General features: G+C 66.6%; 17 protein-coding genes. 12 read left to right on the top strand and 5 right to left on the bottom strand.

What is annotated here, in order from left to right; genetic code table 11:
* Positions 1-1,490: 1,490 nt before the first annotated feature.
* Positions 1,491-2,357: a tyrosine recombinase XerC gene (locus ACFKCF_RS21060; protein ID WP_394495883.1), complete on the top strand. Its 867-nt coding sequence runs from the start codon at positions 1,491-1,493 to the stop codon at positions 2,355-2,357.
* A 107-nt stretch (positions 2,358-2,464) separates the two neighbouring features.
* On the opposite strand, the gene ACFKCF_RS21065 is transcribed toward ACFKCF_RS21060, so the two are convergent.
* Positions 2,465-4,060 carry a M23 family metallopeptidase gene (locus ACFKCF_RS21065; RefSeq protein ID WP_394495885.1) on the bottom strand — a complete coding sequence of 532 codons (1,596 nt, stop codon included), beginning with the start codon at positions 4,058-4,060 and terminating at the stop codon, positions 2,465-2,467.
* A 373-nt stretch (positions 4,061-4,433) separates the two neighbouring features.
* On the opposite strand from ACFKCF_RS21065, the gene ACFKCF_RS21070 reads away from it, so the two are divergent.
* On the top strand, positions 4,434-4,799 hold the full coding sequence (locus ACFKCF_RS21070) for a hypothetical protein (RefSeq protein ID WP_394495887.1): 366 nt from the start codon (positions 4,434-4,436) through the stop codon (positions 4,797-4,799).
* Positions 4,800-4,872: 73 nt separating this feature from the next.
* Here the strand turns inward: ACFKCF_RS21070 and ACFKCF_RS21075 are convergent, their stop codons facing one another.
* Complete coding sequence (locus ACFKCF_RS21075) at positions 4,873-6,492, bottom strand: MFS transporter (RefSeq protein WP_394495889.1); 1,620 nt, start codon at positions 6,490-6,492, stop codon at positions 4,873-4,875.
* Between the two features lie 782 nt (positions 6,493-7,274).
* On the opposite strand from ACFKCF_RS21075, the gene ACFKCF_RS21080 reads away from it, so the two are divergent.
* From ACFKCF_RS21080 to ACFKCF_RS21115, 8 genes are all read left to right on the top strand, one after another.
* Positions 7,275-7,883 (top strand): ArsR/SmtB family transcription factor, encoded by a 609-nt coding sequence (locus ACFKCF_RS21080; RefSeq protein WP_394495891.1) that lies wholly within the window; start codon positions 7,275-7,277, stop codon positions 7,881-7,883.
* Between the two features lie 577 nt (positions 7,884-8,460).
* The gene (gene rpsB / locus ACFKCF_RS21085) at positions 8,461-9,399 is read left to right on the top strand and encodes a 30S ribosomal protein S2 (protein ID WP_394495893.1); all 939 of its coding nucleotides are present in this window, start codon (positions 8,461-8,463) and stop codon (positions 9,397-9,399) included.
* A 955-nt stretch (positions 9,400-10,354) separates the two neighbouring features.
* Positions 10,355-11,188, top strand: coding sequence for a translation elongation factor Ts (gene tsf, locus ACFKCF_RS21090; protein ID WP_394495895.1), 834 nt, complete (start codon positions 10,355-10,357; stop codon positions 11,186-11,188).
* Between the two features lie 206 nt (positions 11,189-11,394).
* Positions 11,395-12,093: a UMP kinase gene (pyrH, locus tag ACFKCF_RS21095; protein ID WP_043634871.1), complete on the top strand. Its 699-nt coding sequence runs from the start codon at positions 11,395-11,397 to the stop codon at positions 12,091-12,093.
* Between the two features lie 43 nt (positions 12,094-12,136).
* A complete protein-coding gene (gene frr, locus ACFKCF_RS21100) occupies positions 12,137-12,694 on the top strand; it encodes a ribosome recycling factor (protein WP_394495897.1) in 558 nt (185 codons plus the stop codon).
* 105 nt (positions 12,695-12,799) lie between these two features.
* On the top strand, positions 12,800-13,639 hold the full coding sequence (locus ACFKCF_RS21105) for a phosphatidate cytidylyltransferase (protein WP_394495899.1): 840 nt from the start codon (positions 12,800-12,802) through the stop codon (positions 13,637-13,639).
* Between the two features lie 138 nt (positions 13,640-13,777).
* Positions 13,778-15,016: an IS630 family transposase gene (locus tag ACFKCF_RS21110; RefSeq protein WP_394495901.1), complete on the top strand. Its 1,239-nt coding sequence runs from the start codon at positions 13,778-13,780 to the stop codon at positions 15,014-15,016.
* Between the two features lie 73 nt (positions 15,017-15,089).
* Positions 15,090-15,458: a hypothetical protein gene (locus ACFKCF_RS21115; RefSeq protein WP_394495903.1), complete on the top strand. Its 369-nt coding sequence runs from the start codon at positions 15,090-15,092 to the stop codon at positions 15,456-15,458.
* A gap of 266 nt (positions 15,459-15,724) precedes the next feature.
* Here ACFKCF_RS21115 and ACFKCF_RS21120 read toward each other — a convergent pair whose 3' ends face one another.
* From ACFKCF_RS21120 to ACFKCF_RS21130, 3 genes are all read right to left on the bottom strand, one after another.
* Positions 15,725-16,264, bottom strand: a complete 540-nt coding sequence (locus ACFKCF_RS21120) for a hypothetical protein (RefSeq protein ID WP_394495904.1) — start codon at positions 16,262-16,264, stop codon at positions 15,725-15,727.
* Positions 16,265-16,383: 119 nt separating this feature from the next.
* A complete protein-coding gene (locus ACFKCF_RS21125; RefSeq protein WP_394495906.1) occupies positions 16,384-17,280 on the bottom strand; it encodes a hypothetical protein in 897 nt (298 codons plus the stop codon).
* Positions 17,281-17,294: 14 nt separating this feature from the next.
* The gene (locus ACFKCF_RS21130) at positions 17,295-17,519 is read right to left on the bottom strand and encodes a hypothetical protein (RefSeq protein ID WP_394495908.1); all 225 of its coding nucleotides are present in this window, start codon (positions 17,517-17,519) and stop codon (positions 17,295-17,297) included.
* 369 nt (positions 17,520-17,888) lie between these two features.
* Here ACFKCF_RS21130 and ACFKCF_RS21135 point away from each other — a divergent pair, with 369 nt between their 5' ends.
* Positions 17,889-18,557, top strand: coding sequence for a hypothetical protein (locus ACFKCF_RS21135; protein ID WP_394495909.1), 669 nt, complete (start codon positions 17,889-17,891; stop codon positions 18,555-18,557).
* Between the two features lie 87 nt (positions 18,558-18,644).
* On the top strand, positions 18,645-19,178 hold the full coding sequence (locus ACFKCF_RS21140; RefSeq protein ID WP_394495911.1) for a helix-turn-helix domain-containing protein: 534 nt from the start codon (positions 18,645-18,647) through the stop codon (positions 19,176-19,178).
* Positions 19,179-19,508 lie beyond the last annotated feature (330 nt).

Genomic DNA, 19,508 nt, shown 5'->3' on the forward strand with positions numbered 1-19,508 from the left:
GTCCCCGCGTCCCCGCGTCCCCGCGTCCCCGCGTCCCCGCGTCCCCGCGTCCCCGCGTCCCCGCGTCCCCGCGTCCCCGCGTCCCCGCGTCCCCGCGTCCCCGCGTCCCCGCGTCCCCGCGTCTCGGCGTCCCCGCGTCCCCGCGTCTCGGCGTCTCGGCGTCTCCGCGTCCCCGGATCGCGTCGCCCGGGTCGCGTCGCCCGGGTCGCGTCGCCCGGGTCGCGTCCCTCGCCCCCGCCGCAGACATGACGGCGAGCGTATGGGAGCTGCGGAGCCCGTCGTTTCTGAACCGTTCTCAGCCTTTGGCGCCACCCGTCTCCGGGCGCTCTCGCGGCCTCAACCACAACCCAAGACCCTGCGTTCCACTGATCCGCCGTAAGGGCGCCCGGCATCCTGGAGTTGGTGGACGTAGTGGGGCTTCGGACCGTGCGGCTCGCTGGTCCGTTGGAGGGGCGTGCGGGGTCCTGGAGTTGGTGGACGTAGTGGGGCTTCAGATCGTGCGGCTCGCTGGTCCGTCGGAGGGGTGCCCGGCGTCCAGGAGTCGGTGGACGCAGGGGAGGCTGCGGGGGTTTCAACTCCGCGCGAAGGCTGGCCGCTTTGACTAGTGAATGTCAGCGAAACGACGAAGATATCGGTGAAATCAGGGGTGTGAGGGGCTTTGTCTGTGCTGGTCAGGGCATTGATCATGGGCTGTGACAAAGTCGGAGTCACTGGTTGCAGATCCCCTTCGCGAACCATCCCGCGGGGAGCAGACTGATGTCTGCGGCCATCGCTCTGCACTCCTTCGGTCTCGACTTAGGCCCTCGAAGGATCAAGCGATGGCCGTCACCATTTCACGACGCCATGCCTGTGAGCAGGCAAACTCATACGCCGCCCCCGCGGACGCAACCGCTCGTCGCTCTTGAATCTTCAATTCCCCACTGGTCGCTCGGGTTCGCTCGGTCCTATGACGCAACTCGCACGATCAAGCTGGGGTGGCGGTGCGCTGCGCCGGCTGCTGTCGTGGCCGAAAAAGGGGCCAAGATGAGGATGCGCGGCCAGGTGGCGTGACTCTCCTTCATGGTGCTCGGACCGCTCAACCGGGGGAAGGCGTCTGCCGAGGGAGACCAGGTCAGAAAGGAGGGTCCTGGAGCCGTTCACTGCAGCACAGATGAGAAGTCGCACATCCGCTAGAACGGACGGTTGAAAGGCCGTGTGCGTTCCAGGCGGGCCGGAGTCGGCAGGCCCCGGTCGCGGGTCTGGCCTGGTGGGAAATCCGGTCCCGGGTGCCCCCAGAGGTTGGCAATCCTGGCGAATCGACCTGAGCCATGGCTTGGCTCGTGCTTGAGCGTTGTGGTGATGTTCTGACTCCGGTGGCTATGGGTTGTTCCTGGGATGGGGTTGGGCTTGAGTGGGGCGGTGAAGTTTTCCGGGTGCCGTGGCGTGGCAGTTGGTGGGAGTGAGCTGGAGATGGGGGTTATGGGGTGAGTGGGGGTGTCGATCGTGAAGAAGTGGTGGGGGAGTTCGGGCGGCATCTGCGGTTTGAGCGGGATCTTTCACAGCACACAGTGCGGGCCTACCTGACTGATGTGAACTCCTTGCTCGACCATGTGGATGGGCGGCTGGAAGGACTTGATATCGGGGTGCTTCGCGAGTGGCTGGCTGGGCAGCATCGGGCGGGAAAGGCTCGGGCCACGTTGGCGCGGCGGACCGCTTGCATTCGTACCTTTACCGCCTTCTGCCACCGTCGCGGCTGGCTTGCAAGTGATCCGGGGTTGTTGCTGGGCAGTGCGAAGGCGGCTCGGCCGTTGCCGGCTGTTCTCGCTCAGAAGCAGGCGCAGGCCGTCCTGGAGGTGCCCTCGGCCGGGGAACCCAAGGAGCTTCGAGATCAAGCCCTTCTCGAGCTGCTGTACGCCACCGGTGTGCGGGTGAGTGAGTTGTGCGCGCTCGACGTCGATGACGTGGATCGGGAGCGGCATGTCATCCGGGTCCTGGGTAAGGGGCGCAAGGAGCGGTCTGTTCCTTTTGGGCTGCCTGCTCTTCGGGCGGTGGACAGGTGGTGCATTCACGGGCGGCCCTTGTGGGTTCGGGCGCGGTCAGGGGCTGCGCTCTTCCTTGGGGTACGGGGTGGTCGCATCGATGCGGGGACCGTCCGGCGGGTCGTGCATGCGCGGCTGGCCCAGGTGGACGGGGCTCCGGACATGGGGCCGCATGGGTTGCGGCACAGTGCGGCGACCCACTTGCTTGAGGGTGGTGCGGATCTACGGAGTGTTCAGGAACTGCTTGGGCATGCGTCTCTGAACACCACGCAGATCTACACGCATGTCTCGATCGAGCGCCTGCGGGCGGCCTACCGTCAGGCGCATCCGAGGGCCTGACGAGGGATGGAGATGATCAATCCCTCGAGTAGGTCGATGGTTGACTGGCTGATGCTGGTGATAGCACGGCGGGTCTGCTGTGACTGGGCGCATCGCTGGGTGATCTTCTAATTCCTGTCGTTCGCGGTTTTGCGGTGGCGGCCGGCCTTTGTGTTGGTGGTTGTGGGGCGGCTGGGCGATGGGTGCTTCTCATGACGATCCCGGGCGCTGGTGTTCTCCGGCTCTTGCTCTTCTCCCGTGGTGGCCCGGTGCTGGCCCCTTCTCCGGAGGCGGTGATTCGTTCGGGTACGTCTGTGGCTGCGCAGGGCTGTGATCAGGAGGCCTATTCCAAGCAGCGTGCCGAGGCCGATGGCGGATGTCGTGGTGGTCGAGGCCGAGCGGGTCAGGAAGCCGAGTGTTGTGGACGGAGGGGGGTGGCGTTTCTGGCGTGAGCTGATGGGAGTGAAGGGGCCTGCTCCTGACAGGGGGCGGCGCTGGCTTGGCGCGCTGTCGTGTCTGCTTTGCGATGAGGTGCCGGGGGGCAGGCTGCGGGACACGCGGGTGATCAAGGTGAGGGGGGCCGGCGTGGCAGCCAGGGCCTTTGGCGTTGTTGGTGGTGCAAAGTTGAGGGCAGCTGAGGATCTTCGTGGCTGTGTGGTGAGCGGTCTGGTGATCTTGCCATCTGATGGCCGGAGGGAATGCTCGTGTTCGTCGACATCCCGCAGAGAGTGCTCACTTACGGGGTTCTCGTCTTCGGGCCAGAAGGGGAGGAGGCGGATGGAGGCCTGGCCCAGGAGTAGGAGGGGATCGAGGTAGTGGGTGCCGCGTCGGAGGCCCCAGTGCAGGCATGACTCCGGGCAATGGCCTGGTGAGGCTTCTACGACGCCGAGCGTGGATCCCGGGGCGACGGGCTGGCCTCGCCGCACGGACGCTTTGACGGGGAGGTACGTCGTACGGAGGCCGCTCTCGTGCTCGATGGTGACCACGCCTTTTCCCGCTACGGGGCCGGCGAAGCGGACTGTGCCGGGGCCGGCTGCCAGGACCGGGGTGGAGGCGGGAACGGCCAAGTCGATGCCGCGGTGTCCGGCAAGCCAAGGCTCGGGTGGTGGGGCGAAGGGGCGCAGCACGCGAGGGATTCCGTCCAGCGGCCAGCGCCATGTGGGTGGAGACGCTCTTGCCGAGGTGGCGGGGAGGAGCAGGATCGCAGCGGCAGCGAAGAGCAGGGTTGTCAGGGCGCCTTGGGCTGCCATGAGGGCGTGGCGAGTGGACGGTGGTGCGGCTTCGTGCCCGGGTGTGTGGTGAGTGAGGGGTGGTGCGGCTTCTTGCCTGAGCGTGTGAGCGCGGGCCGTTGCGGCTTCTTGGGTGGGTGTGTGGGCGTGGCGAGCGTTGGGCGGTGCGGCTTCGTGCCTGGGTGTGAGGGCATGGCGACCGTGGGGCGGTCTGTCTTCTCGGGGCGGATTGAGGGGGTGGTGGGCCGGAGATGAGGTGGCATCTTGGGCCGGTCTTGGGGAGTGGTGGTTGAGCGCTGGCGGGGTGGCTGGTCTTGGCCTGCGGGTGTTGCGCGTTCTGTTGGGGTGAGGGGTTTGGAGGAGGCTGCTCAGGGCGGAGGCGCCGATGGGGTGGCGGATCTCGGGCTCTGTGGAGTGGTGGGGCAGTCCTGGGGGTGTGAGGGCGGTCGTTCGCGCTGATGGGTGGATTGCCGGGGTGGGAGGGAGAGAGGTCATGGCGCGAGTTTGGTTGAACGCGCGCTGGCGGTTGAGGGGCGAACGGGATTCTGGGGATGGAGTAGGTCCGGGGCTTGGGGGCTGTGGATAACTGGCGGGATGGTGGCTTGGGGTGGGATCAAGAACTGCGATGATGAGGATGCCGGTTCAGGCCTTAGGGTGGGGCGGCCCTGGTGCGGGGCCATGCAGGTCGCAGGGAGTGGATACCTGCTGGCGGTCTTGGGCGGGGCGTGTGGATCACGCAGGGTTGGCGTGTGAACGGGTCGAGCCGTGGACATGTGCTGGTGGTCTTGGGCGGGCTCGTACGTGGGAGCTCGGGTGGGCTTCGTGCAGAGGCGATTTGCCTGGCGATCCAGAACAGCCGCCCGAGATCATGGGCTATCTGCTCAACGACTCGCTCGCCGGGCAGCTCGGGTGGATCGCAGAGAGCTTCGAGCGGTCAACCGACCTGCCCTACGACCGGGAGCAGCTTCTCACAATCGCCAGCCTCTACTGGTTCACCGGCTCTGGGATCTCCGCCGCTCGTTTCCTGTACGAGCAGGCCCACTCTTCCGACTGGGGTGCGCCGCCGGCCGTGCCGCAAGGCTTCGCGGCGTTCGGCGCCGATCCCACCGTCCGCAAGCTCGTCAATCCGCCGGCCGAGGCCCACTGGTCTGAGTATGAGCGGGGCAGACACTTCCCGGCCATGGAGGCACCGGAGGTTCTGGCGACGGACCTTCGGGTCTTCTTCGGGGGGTGAAGTGATCGAACGCCCATGAATCGCTCTCACCCTTGCCCGCCTGGGCTCGGATTGGGCTTCGTCTGAGGGTGGGTCAGCGAGGAGCGTGGCGCTTGGAAGCGATCAAGGAGTTCGTGGTTTGGGCCGGGGACGGGTCGCTGCTGGGTTTCGTCAGGCCGGTGGGGCGTGGGTGGCGGCGAGGGCGTAGGGGGGATGTCCAGATCCAGACGGTGCTCAGGGCTATGCCTGCTGCGCAGATGAGGATGACCGGGCGGAGGCCGACGAATTCGGCGAGGATGCCGCCGGTCATCCCGCCGAGGGCCAGGACGCCTTGCACGGCGAAAGTCATGGTGGCGTTCACCCGGCCGCGCAGCTCTGGGGAGGTTTCGCGCAGGATGATCGCGCCCATGCAGGTGGCGAAGGCTACGACGATGCCGCCTGTGATCGTTCCGGTCAGGGCGAGCACGGAGAGTTTCCACCACAGGGGGCCGGTCAGCAGGCCTACCGCGAGGATCTCGATGGGGAAGAAGAGCACGGAGATGAGCAGGATGCGGTTCTCGCCGTGGCGCTTGGACAGGCGGGCCGTGACCCAGGCGCCCAGTACGCCGCCAAGGCCGCCCAACGCTATGAGCGCGCCTATCAGGGGCTTGGGGATATTGAGCGTGTTCACCATGTAGAGCATGTAGATGGCCGTGTACGCCATGGCGAAGAAGTTGATCGTGACGCCTGCGCCCAGGAGAGCGCGGAGTACGGGATGGGTGACGCTGGTCCGCAGACCCTCCATGACGTCGTTCCACATGCCTCGGGAGGTTGCCGGCTCGTGCTCCTCCCGGGTGCGGACGGCGCGGAGCAGGAGGGCTGAGGCCAGGAACGACAGTGCCTCCGCCAGCACGGCCAGCGGGGCCGTGAAAAGTTGGACCAGGAGGCCGGCCAGGCTGGGGCCGCTGACCGACGCCACCGAGTAGGAGGCGTGCAAGCCGGCCATCGCCTCGGTTCGCTGGGAAGGGGCGGCGATCGCTGTCACGTAGGGAAAGTTCGCCGCCTTGAAGAGTACGCCGGCTGCGCCGATCACCAGGGCCACGGTGATCAGCCATGTGACGCTGAGGAGGTCGAGGAGCCAGGCCACGGGGACTGTGGCGGCGGCTGCGCACGATATGAGTTCGCAGATGATCACAAGGGGGCGGTGCCGGGTGAGCCGGTCCACGATGGCGCCTGCCTGGAGGCCGAACACGAGGGCGGGCACCGAGGCTGCGGCGGTCAGCAGTCCCATCTGGGAGGGGGAGGCGGCCAACAGGGTTACCGCGGTCAGGGGGATGGCCAGCTTGGACACCTCCGAGCCGGTGACGGAGATCGTCCGGGCGGCCCAGAGGAAGCGATAGTCCCGCTGCTTTCTGAGTGGGACGGGTGAGTCTGAGCTGCGGTCATCGTGGTGCTGGTTTGGGCTGGGGGTGCGGTTGGCGGGGGTGTCGTCGCGGGCTGCTTGGTTGTGGTGGTTTGGGTTGGGGCTGGGGTGGGTGGGGGTGTCGTTGCCGGTTGTTTGGTTGTGGTGGTTCGGGTTGGGGCTGGGGTCGCCGGCGGGGCCGTCACCAGCTGTGTGGTTGTGGTCGGGGGTGTGGCGCTGGGGGATGCGGCCCTCGCTGGAGGCATGGTTGCCGGTGGTGGCGTGGCTGTGATCGGGGGCGCGGTTTTGGTTGGGGAGCTTGCGATCAGGCATTCGATCCTCGGTCATGGCGCTGTGGTCTCGGTCAATGGCGCTTGCGGTTCCGGGCGTGGTGGTCTCGGGCGTGGCGCTGCCGTCCCGGATGGGGGTCTGGGGCGTGGCGCTGCGGTCTCGGTGGTGGCTGGCGTGCGGGCGGGCGTACTGAGCTGATGGGTGGGCTGAGCTGACGGTGGGTTGAGCTGGCGGACGGGCTTGGTCACTGCCCTCGTGGTTGGCCATTGGGCTGTGGGGAGGAAGGGCTGGGCGGGTGGTGAGCGGTCGTAGGCGGTGGGGCTGGCGACCGGGGTGGTACCGCGCTGGGCGAGGTTGGCCTGGGCGTTGGGCCTTTGGGCTGGTTATGGGTTTGCGGGGATGCGGTCTGGGCTGCCCTCGGTCGCGGGGGTGAGTTGTTGCGTCTGTGGGTGATCGCGGTGGTGTTGGCGTCGGCGTTGTAGTGGCGGGACCGGCTGTGGTGGGGGCTGGCTGTGGTGGTGGAGCTGGCTTCGGGCTGTCCGGTGTGTCGCGGGGTGCTGGACGGGTCGGTTGGCTGTTGACGTCGCTGTTGTGGGGGTGGGACCCGCTGCGGTGGTTCGGGGCTGGTGTTGTGCGGTGGGTGGTGGAGTGCTGGACGGGGGTCAGTTGGCTGTTGGTGGCGCTGGGGGGTGGCATGGGCTGGTCGGGAGGGGTTTTGGCTGGTGGGGGTTAAGTTGTGAAGGGAATCCTTCATAACTATGAAGATATCCCTTCATAGTTATGAAGGCAATGCTTCAGATCTCGGGGCGGGTAATCTTGGCGCCATGAGTGAGGGGCTCAGTGATCCCAGGGCGATGCGGGCGCTTGCCCATCCGGCGCGCCTGATGATCCTCAACCGGCTGGGTCTCGAGGGCAGTGCGACTGCCACTGAAGTGGCGGAGATCGCGGGGATCACGCCCAGCGCCGCGAGCTATCACCTGCGCATGCTGGCCAAGTACGGCTTCGTGGAGGACGCGCCGCCGCGTGGCGATGGCAGGGAGCGGCTGTGGAAGGGCGTGAACAAGCCGATCAGTGTCGGAGTCAAACCGGGCGATCATCCGGACGTACGGGATGCCAAGGTGACGCTGATGCTGGCGTTCCGCCGGGAGGCGAATCAAGAGGCCGATCGCGCGCTGTCCGCCATAGAGGGCGAGTCTGACGAGTGGCGGGATGTCACGCGGTTCAACCGGATGCGGATCAGGGTGGCCCCGAAGGAGATGGCCCGCCTCAACGAGTCGATCGAGAAGCTGGTCGAGCCGTACCTCATCGCCAATCGCGACGAAAGGGCCGCACCCGATGAGGCCAGGGTTGCCGAAGTGCAGCTGAACCTCTTCCCGGTCGCGAAGAGGCCGACGCCGGGGCTGCCCACCGAGGATCACGACGCGGCTGGGTGATGTGGAGCTGCGGGTGGTGCCTCCGGGAACGGTGGAGCGGAGATGAGCCGGTCGACGAGGCCGGTGACGGCGCCGAGGCTGACACCGAGGCGGTGGGCGAGCTCCTGGCACTGATTGAGGTGGCCATGGACGGGCGGGGCTGTGGTTTTGGGGCTGAGCGTTCGTCCGTCTCGGCTGTGGTGTGGGTTTGGCTGTCCGCCTTCTGTGAAGTGCCGGTGCGGTGGTTGAGGGCGCGTCGTGTCGCAGGACCGTGCAGTGTCAGTGCCGGTGTGTCAGGTGTTGATGGTGTTTGGTGCCTGGATGCCTAAGAGATCACCATTGGGGGTGGGTGTGGAGCAGAGAGCTGGATGTCTGATTGACGGTTGACGGTCAGGCTGGGCTGGTGTGGGAGGTAGACTTTTCGGTGGCCTGTGACCACAGGCCGACTTCGCATGCCCCACTGCGGACCGCGCCATCGGTCCGGGCCATGTGCCCGGCTGGCGGGGTTTCGGGGCATCAGGGCGGCAGACGACGCGCTGCTGCGGCACAACCGAGAACCGCGCCCTTCGCAGGGCGCCAAGACCTGGAGGACCAGCACATGGCCCCCGTCGTCACCATGCGACAGCTGCTTGAGAGCGGCGTTCACTTCGGTCACCAGACCCGGCGCTGGAACCCGAAGATGAAGCGATTCATCTTCACCGAGCGCAACGGCATCTACATCATCGACCTGCAGAAGTCGCTCTCCTACATCGACCGTGCGTACGACTTCGTCAAGGAGACCGTCGCCCACGGCGGCACCATCCTGTTCATCGGCACCAAGAAGCAGGCTCAGGAGGCCATCTCCGAGCAGGCTGCCCGAGTCGGGATGCCGTACGTCAACCAGCGCTGGCTGGGCGGCATGCTCACCAACTTCTCCACCGTGCACAAGAGGCTTCAGCGGCTGAAGGAGCTCGAGGAGCTCGACTTCGACAACGTCGCGGGCTCGGGGCTCACCAAGAAGGAGCTCCTCATGCGCCGTCGCGAGAAGGACAAGCTTGAGCGCACGCTCGGCGGTATCCGTGACATGGGCCGCGTGCCCAGCGCGGTGTGGGTTGTCGACACCAAGAAGGAGCACATCGCGATCAGCGAGGCCAAGAAGCTTGGCATCCCTGTGGTCGCGATCCTCGACACCAACTGCGACCCCGACGAGGTCGACTACCCGATCCCGGGCAACGACGACGCCATTCGCGCCGTCGGTCTGCTGACCAGGGTCGTCGCCGACGGTGTCGCGGCCGGTCTGATGGCTCGCTCCGGCGCCGCCCGCGGTGACGAGAAGCCGGCCGCCGCCGAGCCGCTGGCCGAGTGGGAGCGTGAGCTCATCGAGCAGGGCACCGGCGACGCCGCGGCTGAGGCTGCTCCTGAGGCCGCTGCCGAGGCTGAGGCGCCCGCCGCCGTGGCTGAGGCCCCCGCTGCTGAGGCCCCTGCTGCTGAGGCCCCCGCTGCTGAGGCTGCTCCTGAGGCCGCCCCCGCCGAGGCTGACGCCGAGCCGCAGGCCTGACGTCTGCGCTCACGTACCCGGGGTTCCCCAGGTACGGGCCCGTCCCGGTCGGGTGGGTGAAGAGTCCACCAGGCAGGGCGCGCGCCTTGCTCCGGTGAACGGAACGGCAGGACGAGGGATCTCCCTGGTCCTGCTGTGATCGGGCAAGGAACGGGCCACGAAGACAAGTGAACTGTTGAGCTAGGGGCCGCGGCCTCGCCGGGTGAGTGATCGCCGGGCGAGGACGCTTCCCAGCCAGGCAAGGACCAAGCGTCCGGGTTCGGGCCGCGCTCGAAGGTCTGGGCCGCGGTTCGGGGCCGGGTCCATGAGGTCGTGGTTCAAGGGCCGCGACTGAGGCCGGGATCCAAGGTTCGGGCCGCGGGCTGAGGCCGTGACCAGAGGCCTGGGTCGCGGGCTGGAGCTGGGCGCTGAGCCGAGGTCCGGCCCCGAGGCCGGGGCTGAGGCTGTGAGCCGGGGTCTGGGTCCGGGCCTGAGGGCCAGGGCCGGGGCTGAGGTCTGGCTGGGGTTGTGAGCTGAGGTCCGGGTTGCGATCCAGGGTTGGGTCGGAGGCCGGGCCGGTGGTCAGCCGGGCCGTTCCGGGTGACCGGGCCGAGTGATCGGGCCGGTGGTCAGCCGGGCTGTTCCGGGTGACCGGGGCGGGTGACTGAGCCGGGTGACCGGGCCGGGTTGGGCCGGATGGTTCGGCGGGCCAGGGTGGTCGGCCGGGCCGGGGAGGGCGGGTTCGCCCGAACCGGGCGCGGCGGGCCGGCCGGGTGGCGTCGGTGATGGTCCAGGATGGTAAGCCAGGGCGAGGCTGGGCAGTATGCCAGGCGAGCCGGGCCCCGAACGCAAGACAGAGGCTGACGCAAGACAAAGGCTTCCGTACGGCAAGCGCCCGCCGTACGAACCAAGGGTGAGCAGGCGTGCCGTTGCCCACCTGATCCACGACGACGACGAAATCCCACAAGGAAAAGCAATGGCTTCCGTGAACATGGCCGATGTCAAGCGGCTTCGCGAAATCACCGCTGCCGGCATGATGGACTGCAAGAAGGCGCTCGAGGAGTCCGAGGGCGACTTCGACCGCGCTATCGAGCTCCTGCGCCTCAAGGGCGCCAAGGATGTCGGCAAGCGCGAGGCCCGTACCGCCTCCAACGGCCTGGTCGCGCTCAAGCAGGACGGCGACTCCGCCGCCGCGCTGCTCGAGCTCAACTGCGAGACCGACTTCGTGGCCAAGGGCGAGCGCTTCCAGGAGCTGGCCGGCCAGGTCGTGGCGCACATCCTCGAGACCAAGCCCGCCGATGTGGCGTCGCTGCTCGAGTCGTCCTTCGACGGCCAGACCGTCAAGGAGCACCTGGACACCGCCAACGCCGCGCTCGGCGAGAAGATCGAGATCCGCCGGTTCGCGGTGCTCGAGGGCGGCTACATCGGCTCCTACATGCACAGGACCGACCCGGCGCTGCCGCCGGCCGTCGGCGTGCTGGTCCAGCTCGACAAGCCGAACGCCGAGATCGCCAAGGACATCGCGCAGCACGCCGCCGCGATGGCCCCGCAGTACCTCAAGGCCGCCTCCGTCCCGGCCGACGTGGTCGAGAAGGAGCGCAAGCTCTTCGAGGAGATGACCCGCGAGGAGGGCAAGCCCGAGGCTGCCATCGCCAAGATCGTCGAGGGCCGCGTGAACGGCTGGTACAAGGACTTCACGCTCCTGCAGCAGGCCTTCGTCAAGGACAACAAGAAGAGCGTGGGCAAGTACGCCGAGGAGAACGGCGTCGAGGTCCAGGCCTTTGTCCGCTTCAAGGTCGGTCAGGCTTAGGCTTAGGCAAGCCCTCCGGCCAGGCAGGCTCACCGATCAGGGTGAGCCGGCCGGCCAAGGCAAGAGCAAGCCGAGAGCCCAGACTGATCCACCGAACGAAGGAGGCCGCCGCCGTGCAGGACCACCGGGAGCCAGCCCACGAATCCACACGGACGGCGGCTTCCTCATCTCAAAATCCGCAGAGCCCGCTCAGATGGAAGCGGGTGATGCTGAAGTTGTCAGGAGAGGCGTTCGCCGGTAGCGAGCCGCTGGGCATCGATCCGGTGGTCGTCGATCATCTGGCCGATTCGATCGCCGAGGCCGTCAAGGAAGGCGTACAGGTCGCGGTCGTGGTCGGCGGCGGCAACATGTTCCGCGGCGCCACCCTGTCGCAAGGAGGCATCGACCGCGCCAGAGCCGACTACATGGGCATGCTCGGCACGGTCATCAACTGCCTGGCCCTGCAGGACTTCCTCGAGCGGCGGGGCGTCGAGACGCGCGTCCAGACCGCCATCACCATGCAGCAGGTGGCCGAGCCGTTCCTGCCGCGCCGCGCGATCAGGCACCTCGAGAAGGGGCGCGTGGTCATCTTCGGCGCGGGGCTCGGCTCGCCGTTCTTCTCCACCGACACCGCGGCGTCCCAGCGGGCCCTGGAGATCGGCGCGGAGGCGCTGCTCAAGGGAACGCAGGTGGACGGGATCTACGACTCCGATCCACGCAAAAATCCGGATGCGGTCAGGTTCGACCATCTTGACTACGGCGAGGTGCTGCTCCGCGACCTCGCGGTCATGGACGCCACCGCGATCAGCCTGTGCAAGGACAACGACCTGCCGATCGTGGTCTTCGACCTCATGGGCGAGGGCAACATCCTGCGAGCGGTACGCGGTGAGAAGATCGGCACGCTGGTGAGTCCCGCAGGCAAATGAGGGAGCGAGCCCGATACCGCCAGCTAGAAGACAGGGAGCCGCTGTGATCGACGAAACCCTCCTCGAAGCCGAGGAAAAAATGGACAAGGCCGTCTCGGTCGCGAAGGAGGACTTCGCGACCATCCGTACGGGCCGCGTCACCCCCTCGATGTTCAACAAGATCAATGCCGAGTACTACGGCACGCCGACGCCGATCCAGCAGCTGGCGTCGTTCCATGTGCCGGAGGCGCGCATGGTGCTCATCCAGCCTTTCGACAAGAGCTCGATGGGCGCCATCGAGAAGGCCATCCGCGACTCCGACCTCGGCGTCAACCCCACCGACGACGGCCAGGTCATCCGCGTGACGTTCCCGGAACTCTCCGAGGAGCGGCGCAAGGAGTACATCAAGGTCGCCAGGAACAAGGGCGAGCACGCCAAGGTGTCGATTCGCAACATCCGCCGCTCCGCCAAGGAAGTCCTCGACAAGATGATCAAGGATGGCGAGGCGGGCGAGGACGAGGTCAGGCGGGCCGAGAAGGAGCTCGACGACCTCACCCAGAAGCACGTCGCGAAGGTCGACGAGCTGCTCAAGCACAAGGAAGCCGAGCTGCTCGAAGTCTGAGCGGCACGCTGCAAGTAGCAGCTTGGACCTGCGGGCCGCCGCAGGTAGCGGGTCTTGAACGGCCCTCGCCCCGAGTGGCGGGGGCCGTGGCTCTTGGAGAACTCTGTGGAAGAACGTACGGCTGACACCAGCTCGAGCGGCGGCGGCCGTACCGGAAGGAACCTGCCCGCCGCGATCGCGGTCGGTGTGGTGCTGGGCGCGCTGGTCATCGGCACGATCTACACGATCAAGGAGCTGTTCCTCGTGGTGGTCGCCGGGGCCGTGGGCGTCGGCGTGATGGAGCTGATCAAGGCCTTCGCCACCCGCGAGATCAAGGTGCCCGCCGTGCCGGTGCTCGCGGGCCTGGTGGCGATGCAGGCGGGCGCGTACTGGGGCGGGCCGGTGTGGCTGCTGGCCACGTTCGCGGTGTTCGCGTTGGTGCTCCTGATCTGGCGCATGTTCAGCGACGGGACCGACGGTTACGTACGGGACGCGTCGGCCTCGGTGTTCACGTTGTTCTATCCCGCCATGCTCGCGGCGTTCGTGCCCATGCTGCTGCGTTCCGCCGACGGCGACCACCGGGTGCTGATCTTCATCGCGGTGACCGTGGCCAGCGACATCGGCGGCTACTTCGCGGGCGTGCTGTTCGGCCGGCACAAGATGACCGCGATCAGCCCGAAGAAGACCTGGGAGGGGCTGGCCGGGTCGGTGATCGCGTGCACGGCCGTGGGGGCGTGGCTGGTGGTCTGGCTGATGCACGGCGCCATCTGGCAGGGCGCGCTGATCGGCGGGCTCGCGGCGCTGCTGGCCACCGTGGGCGACCTGATCGAGTCGATGATCAAGCGGGATCTCGGCATCAAGGACCTGGGCACGATCTTGCCCGGTCACGGCGGCCTGATGGACCGGCTCGACTCGCTGGTGACGACGCTGGTGCCGGTCTGGCTGCTGATGACGCTGTTCTTCTAGTGTCGTCCGCCTGAAATACGCCAGGTAAATCCGTAAGGTGTTGGATGGGGCGCATCCCAGGACCGTCCGCCGGTGGAGATCCGCTTATCGGACAGTGAGCGGGCTCAGCTGATCGGAATGTCGGCGGAGTCTTCGAGGGTGGCCGTGCGGGCAAAGATCGTGCTGGCGTGTGAGGGGCCGGGGATCAGCACCGCGCAGGTGGCGCGAGATCTGCGCCTTGCCGAGAGCACGGTGTGCAAGTGGCGTGCAGCTTTCGCCCGGGGCGGGCTGGAGGCACTGGCCGACAACGCGCGCACGGGCCGGCCCAAAGCTGAGTTGACGGTGTCCGATGCCGAGCGGGTGGTGCTGCAGCGATGGGCGCGGCGGGCCAAGTCCGCGCAGATCCTGGCGATGCGCGCGAAGATCGTACTGGCGTGCGCGGACGGCAAGGACAACAAGCAGATCGCCGAGCAACTGCGGGTGCACCCGGACACCGTCTCCAAATGGCGTCAGCGGTTCCTGCGCCTGCGGCTGGATGGGCTGATCGATGAGCCCCGCCCCGGCCGTCCACCGTCGATCAGCCTGGACCAGGTCGAGCAGGTGGTGGTGGCCACGCTGGAGGAGACACCGGCTGGCGCCACGCACTGGACCCGCGCCTCGATGGCCCGGCGCAGCGGGCTGTCGGAGTCGACGATCGGCCGGATCTGGCGAGCCTTCGACCTCAAGCCACACCGCACCAGCACGTTCAAGCTGTCGGCCGACCCACTGTTCGTTGAGAAGGTCGTCGATGTGGTGGGTCTGTATCACGACCCGCCAGAACGCGCGGTGGTGCTGTGTGTGGATGAGAAGTCCCAGATCCAGGCGCTGGACCGCTCCCAGCCGGTGCTGCCGATGATGCCGGGCATGCCCGAGCGGCGCACCCACGACTACGTCCGCCACGGCATCACCAGCCTGTTCGCCGCTTTCAACATCGCCGACGGGAGCGTCATCGGTGAACTGCACCGCCAGCACCGCGCCGCTGAGTTCAAGAAGTTCCTGGCCACCATCGACAAGACGATGCCGGCCGAGCTGGACGTCCACCTGATCTGCGACAACTACAGCACTCACAAGACGTCGGCGATCAAGGCGTGGCTGGCCCGTCATCCCCGCTTCCACATGCACTTCACCCCGACCGGCTCCTCCTGGATCAACCAGGTCGAGCGCTGGTTCGGCTACCTGACCGACCAGCTCATCCGCCGAGGAGTGCACAAGAGCGTCCAGGCGCTGGAGGACGACATCCGCGCTTGGATGGACCACTGGAACGCCGACCCCAAGCCCTTCATCTGGACCAAGACCGCCGAGGAGATCCTCGAATCCCTCGCTAAATATTGCCGACGAATTTCGGGCGGCCGACACTAGTGCTGTGACCGGAAACGTTCACCGGCTCCGCGGGCAGCCGGATGGGGCCTGTGTGATTTGATACACAACTGCCATGGAGATACAGGTCTGGGCTTCGCTGCTCGGTGTCGTGTTAGGAGGGCTGCTGTCGTATCTGGCTCAGTTCACTACCGTGCGAGTTGCCGCCAGGAACGAGGAGAAGCGGCAAGCGGCTCAGCGGGCCGAGGCTCGACGTTCGGAGCAGTTGGAACCGCTCCGCGAGTTCATCACGATCACGCAGGAGAGTATTCGCATCGCCGAGGAGCGCGATCAGGCCCCTGACTGGGATGCCGCCGGAACGCCTGAGTGGTTCGCGGCGGCCCGAGCGCCATCGACCGCCTCTGGGTGGCCGAGCGATGATCGTCCAGGTCTTGTTCCGTCCGGAGATGTACCGGCTCGCCCGGGCCTACGCGACGGCGGTTGACCATGTGCTGTGGCGCCTGCCTGACGAGATCGCAGCCGAGGGTCGATGTGGAACCACCTCAGAGGTCCGCAGCACGAGTTCCTGGAGGCGGCCCGCACAGCGATTGGTTCGCACTCTTGAGACGAATGGAAGGCGCCGGGGCCAGGTGAACGTTTCCGGTCACAGCACTACGCGGCTGATCGAGGACAGTAGACCGCCCGGTCTGAAACCTCCTTGTGGCGCAGGTAGGGCGGGTGGTGGAGTCGCCGACTTCGAAATCGGCCTGTTCACTTGTCGTCGGCGTTGTTCGCGACGTAGACATAGCCGGTGCGATGGCGTCGCGTCACGTGATGCCATGTCGCCGCGTCACACGATCCTGCGACGCGCTGAATCGCCTGGTCCCAGATGAAATAGCTTTCACCCAGGTCGAGCCAACTGTCTTTCCGCGCTCGCTTGTCCCAGCTTGCCGTCGGTATCTGTATGCAATCGTGCCGGTGCGACTTGTCTTGGCTGGTGATTTTCAGAACTTCTACGCCCTTCTCATGGGTGCGTATCACAAGACAAGGGCGAATTTTCCACCCAGAACGATCGGCGAAGTGGAGGGACGCCCAACAGATTTGTCCTGGGTGCAGCCGGGATCGCCAGGACGCGTTCGGAGGTTGGAGGTGCACCGAGGGGCGCGTGGCGGCCCGGCGTTGGGTGGTGTAGTTGGCAAGCCGCACAAGCAGGCTCATAAGGGCGATCAAGAACACGGTCCCGAGGATCATGACCAGCGGGGAGGGCGTTCTGCCGGAGGCGGCCATCGCATAAGCGGGCGTGTCCATCACCAAAGGCACCTTACATATACATCGCACACCACAGTGGCGTTTCCTCTGTCTCATCAGTCATGTGGAACGGGAGCCGGGGAACGCGTTCGGGAAGTTTGACGCGCTGCTGGCGACGCGGTTCAGGGAATGCACGGCTTGGGCGGTGTCACCTGCCGTTTGTCCTTGAGGAACGCACGTAGTGCCGCGGGGTGCAGGCCGGAATCGATGTAATGGACTCCGGCGTCGTACAGCTTCTGCCAGGCGCCGCTGTCGGCATGGTAGACGCGGAAATACTGGCCACGGGAGTTCGCCGTGCGTACGAGATGCCAGAGTACGGCCGGGTCGTTGTACGCGTCGGTCCAGGCGCTGCTCACCAGCGGGACCCGCTTGCAGCGGCCCATGCGATGAGGACCGTTCAGCTCGGAGGCCTCACCGTCGATTCCGACGAAACGCCAGCCGTCGATCACGGGATTCGTCGGCCTGTTTCCGGTCACGACCACGTCGACTCGGCCCGAGATCTTACGGCCGTCATGCCAGCGGGTGACCACGGTGCGGTAATGGTCGCGAAGCGTTTGATGCAGGAGTTCGAACGCTCGTCGGCCTTCCTGGCCGGTGGACTTGATGTCGATGAGCAACTGGAAGCGGCCGTAGTAGCGCGGCAGGACGGTCGGGCTGCCGTATTTCCTCCGGTTGTGCTCGATGACGTCGCGGAGTTTGTTCAGGTAAAGCTCGTCCAGCCTGCCGGCAGTGGGGGAGGTGTGTCCCACCTGGAGGCTTTCCTTGCCGGCGATGTTCTTGACGTACCAGATGTCGGCTTCCACGCTGGTGTGCCCGTTGAACAGCGCGTCGCACAGAGGCCGTCGGTTCTCGTAGTCGTTGTGGGAGTGGGCGTTCGGCAGCCAGGGCGGTTGGAACGCCGTGCAGGGCTGGAACGGTGGGGGTGGTTCCTTCGCGGCCGAGGCGGTGGTGGGATGGAGGAGCGCGGCTGCCAGGGCGGCGAAGGCGGCGGTCCGTGCCCGGGTAGTTCTGGTGGTCATCGGGACTCCCTTGATCAACGTGGGCAGGTGATGGAGGGGCCGCGCAGGGTCGAGGTGCGGTTCTGGGCGCCGCCGAGTGACACGTTGATGGTGATGTCCCCGTGGTACCGCTTGCCGGGCCGGCACGCCGCGGGCGTCTCGAGCGCGGTGTTGATGCCGGCCTGTGCGGGGTTCTGGAACCCGTCGAACTGGTACCACGTCTCGACCGCGTCCGGGAGTCCGCCCCGGTGTCGCCTCAAGGCTAATGTGGCCTTTACGTACCGAATGCGACGGTTATTGCATGAGAAGTAGTAATTTACTCTGATTCGCTGGCCGGCCACGATGTGCGGATCCGGCTGGTAAATGCGACATCCGGGGACGGGCGCCCCATCTGTGGCCGCTGCTGCTTCCGTAGCCGTTATCCCCGTGGGGATGAGCGCCAGAACCATGGTCGCGAAGAGGGCTTTGCCCCTGCTGTTTCTGTTCATGTCCCGACATTCGCGCCCCGGGAGGCCGGTGGGCAAGGGATGTCGTGTCCGCGGACACATTGCGGACAGAGCGCTCGCCATCAATGTCGGAATTCCGGCACAATCTCAGACGTACCGGTGACTTCGGGATTGGACAGATAAGTGGAAACCGGACAATGGTACGATTATCGCCACGTTCTCCGCCAGTTCTATGGTGACCTCGAAGAGTTGCGCAAATCTGCCAATTCGCCCAGTATGCGCAAAATTGCCGGTGCTATTAACCGTAGCAAGACCGTGGTCGGTGATCTCTTCTCCGGTCGTGGCATCCCGCCCGAACCGGCCGTGCGGGACATCATCGAGTATCTGGGCGGCGAGTGGGGTGAGTGGGAGCAGCGCGTCCGTGAGGCGCGACAGGCTGAAGCGAGAGTGCGCGCCGGCGAGCGATCCCCGCGGCCTGGTCGTCCGTGGCTGCGGCATCTCGTCATCGCCTCGGTCAGTGCGGTGCTCGCCGCCGGAGTGGGCCAACTCATCGGCGCCGCGCTGGAGCCGAAGACGACGACGCAGGCGCCGAACCCCGCCCAGATGCCCATCGTGGGGCGTCAGCACTGCGCCGTGGTGATCGTCGACTCGGCCCCCGTCTACCACCTGCCGGACCCGGAGGCGGGCATTCTCAGGGAGAAGAGCAGGCAGCAGCTCATCACGTATGACGACAAATACTCCGACAGATGGGTGAACGGAGTCCTGTTTCGCGCCGTGCGGACGCCGAACGACCGGCCTCAGTACCACTGGATGATGGCCGACCACCTCAAGGTGGCGGCATGCGCTCCCTAGCTAGTGCTGCGTTCCTCAAAGCGTGTGGGATTGCCTCTGGCCAGGAGCCTTGAGCAGGCGGATTGTCATGGCAGGAGGGTTTCCGCCATGCCGAAGCTACTGTTCGCGCGGGCTCCGCGCGATGAGAAGGAAGACCACGATGTGCGCCGGTTAGCCGGTGCCCGGCACGCTCCCGGTGACTGGATCCAGCGCGCCCGGATCGTCGTGGCCAGCTGGGACGGGCTGCGAGTCCCCGCGATTTCCGCCGCACTGGGCTGCCATGCTGAAACAGTGCGCCGGCGGTTACACCGGTTCAACGCTGAAGGAACCGATGGCCTGGGCGACCGGCCTGGGCCTGGTCGGCGGCCCCGGCTCACCGAAGGCGAACGCAGCCAGATCATCGCCCTGGTCAAGACGATCCCGCCAGGACGACCGGTACTCGATCCATGGCTGAACGGGCTGGCCGCCGCCGAGGAGGAAGGCAAGCCCGGCGTGTGGACGCTGGACTCGCTGACCGCCGCCGCCCAAGCCGCCGGAATCGACGTCCACCGCTCCCAAGTCCGCCGAATCCTGCTGAAAGAGGGGGTGAGATGGCGCCGCCCCCGATCCTGGACCACCAGCAAAGACCCGAATTCGCGGTAAAAGAACCCGGATCGTGGACCTCTATGAGCGCCCGCCGTCGGACGCGGTAGTGGTCTGCGCCGATGAACTCGGCCCCGTGCTGCCCTGGGCCTTCCCACCCGCGTCCGGCTGGTCGCCCGACGGGCACCGGATCAAAGCGCCGCTGGACTACGCCCGCGGTCCCGAAAGACCTGGGTCTACGGATGCCTGCGCATCGCCGACGGGACTGCGGTCACCATGACCGCACCGTCGCGCAGCAGCCTCTACTATCAGCAGTTTCTTGCCAAACCGCCCAGCTCAACGCCCAGGCGAAACCCTGGGTCTGGGGACGTCCACCACCGCCACCACGGC

Origin of the sequence: Nonomuraea sp. JJY05, from assembly GCF_043496855.1 — a bacterium.
Taxonomy (GTDB): domain Bacteria; phylum Actinomycetota; class Actinomycetes; order Streptosporangiales; family Streptosporangiaceae; genus Nonomuraea.

What these genes read in the sequence shown, in the direction of transcription:
- ACFKCF_RS21065 (WP_394495885.1), bottom strand. Translation starts at nt 4,060, where the DNA reads ATGACCTCTCTCCCTCCCACCCCGGCAATCCACCCATCAGCGCGAACG.
- ACFKCF_RS21070 (WP_394495887.1), top strand. Translation starts at nt 4,434, where the DNA reads ATGGGCTATCTGCTCAACGACTCGCTCGCCGGGCAGCTCGGGTGGATC.
- ACFKCF_RS21075 (WP_394495889.1), bottom strand. Translation starts at nt 6,492, where the DNA reads ATGCCTGATCGCAAGCTCCCCAACCAAAACCGCGCCCCCGATCACAGC.
- ACFKCF_RS21080 (WP_394495891.1), top strand. Translation starts at nt 7,275, where the DNA reads ATGAGTGAGGGGCTCAGTGATCCCAGGGCGATGCGGGCGCTTGCCCAT.
- rpsB (WP_394495893.1), top strand. Translation starts at nt 8,461, where the DNA reads ATGGCCCCCGTCGTCACCATGCGACAGCTGCTTGAGAGCGGCGTTCAC.
- tsf (WP_394495895.1), top strand. Translation starts at nt 10,355, where the DNA reads ATGGCTTCCGTGAACATGGCCGATGTCAAGCGGCTTCGCGAAATCACC.
- pyrH (WP_043634871.1), top strand. Translation starts at nt 11,395, where the DNA reads ATGCTGAAGTTGTCAGGAGAGGCGTTCGCCGGTAGCGAGCCGCTGGGC.
- ACFKCF_RS21115 (WP_394495903.1), top strand. Translation starts at nt 15,090, where the DNA reads ATGGAGATACAGGTCTGGGCTTCGCTGCTCGGTGTCGTGTTAGGAGGG.
- ACFKCF_RS21125 (WP_394495906.1), bottom strand. Translation starts at nt 17,280, where the DNA reads ATGACCACCAGAACTACCCGGGCACGGACCGCCGCCTTCGCCGCCCTG.
- ACFKCF_RS21140 (WP_394495911.1), top strand. Translation starts at nt 18,645, where the DNA reads ATGCCGAAGCTACTGTTCGCGCGGGCTCCGCGCGATGAGAAGGAAGAC.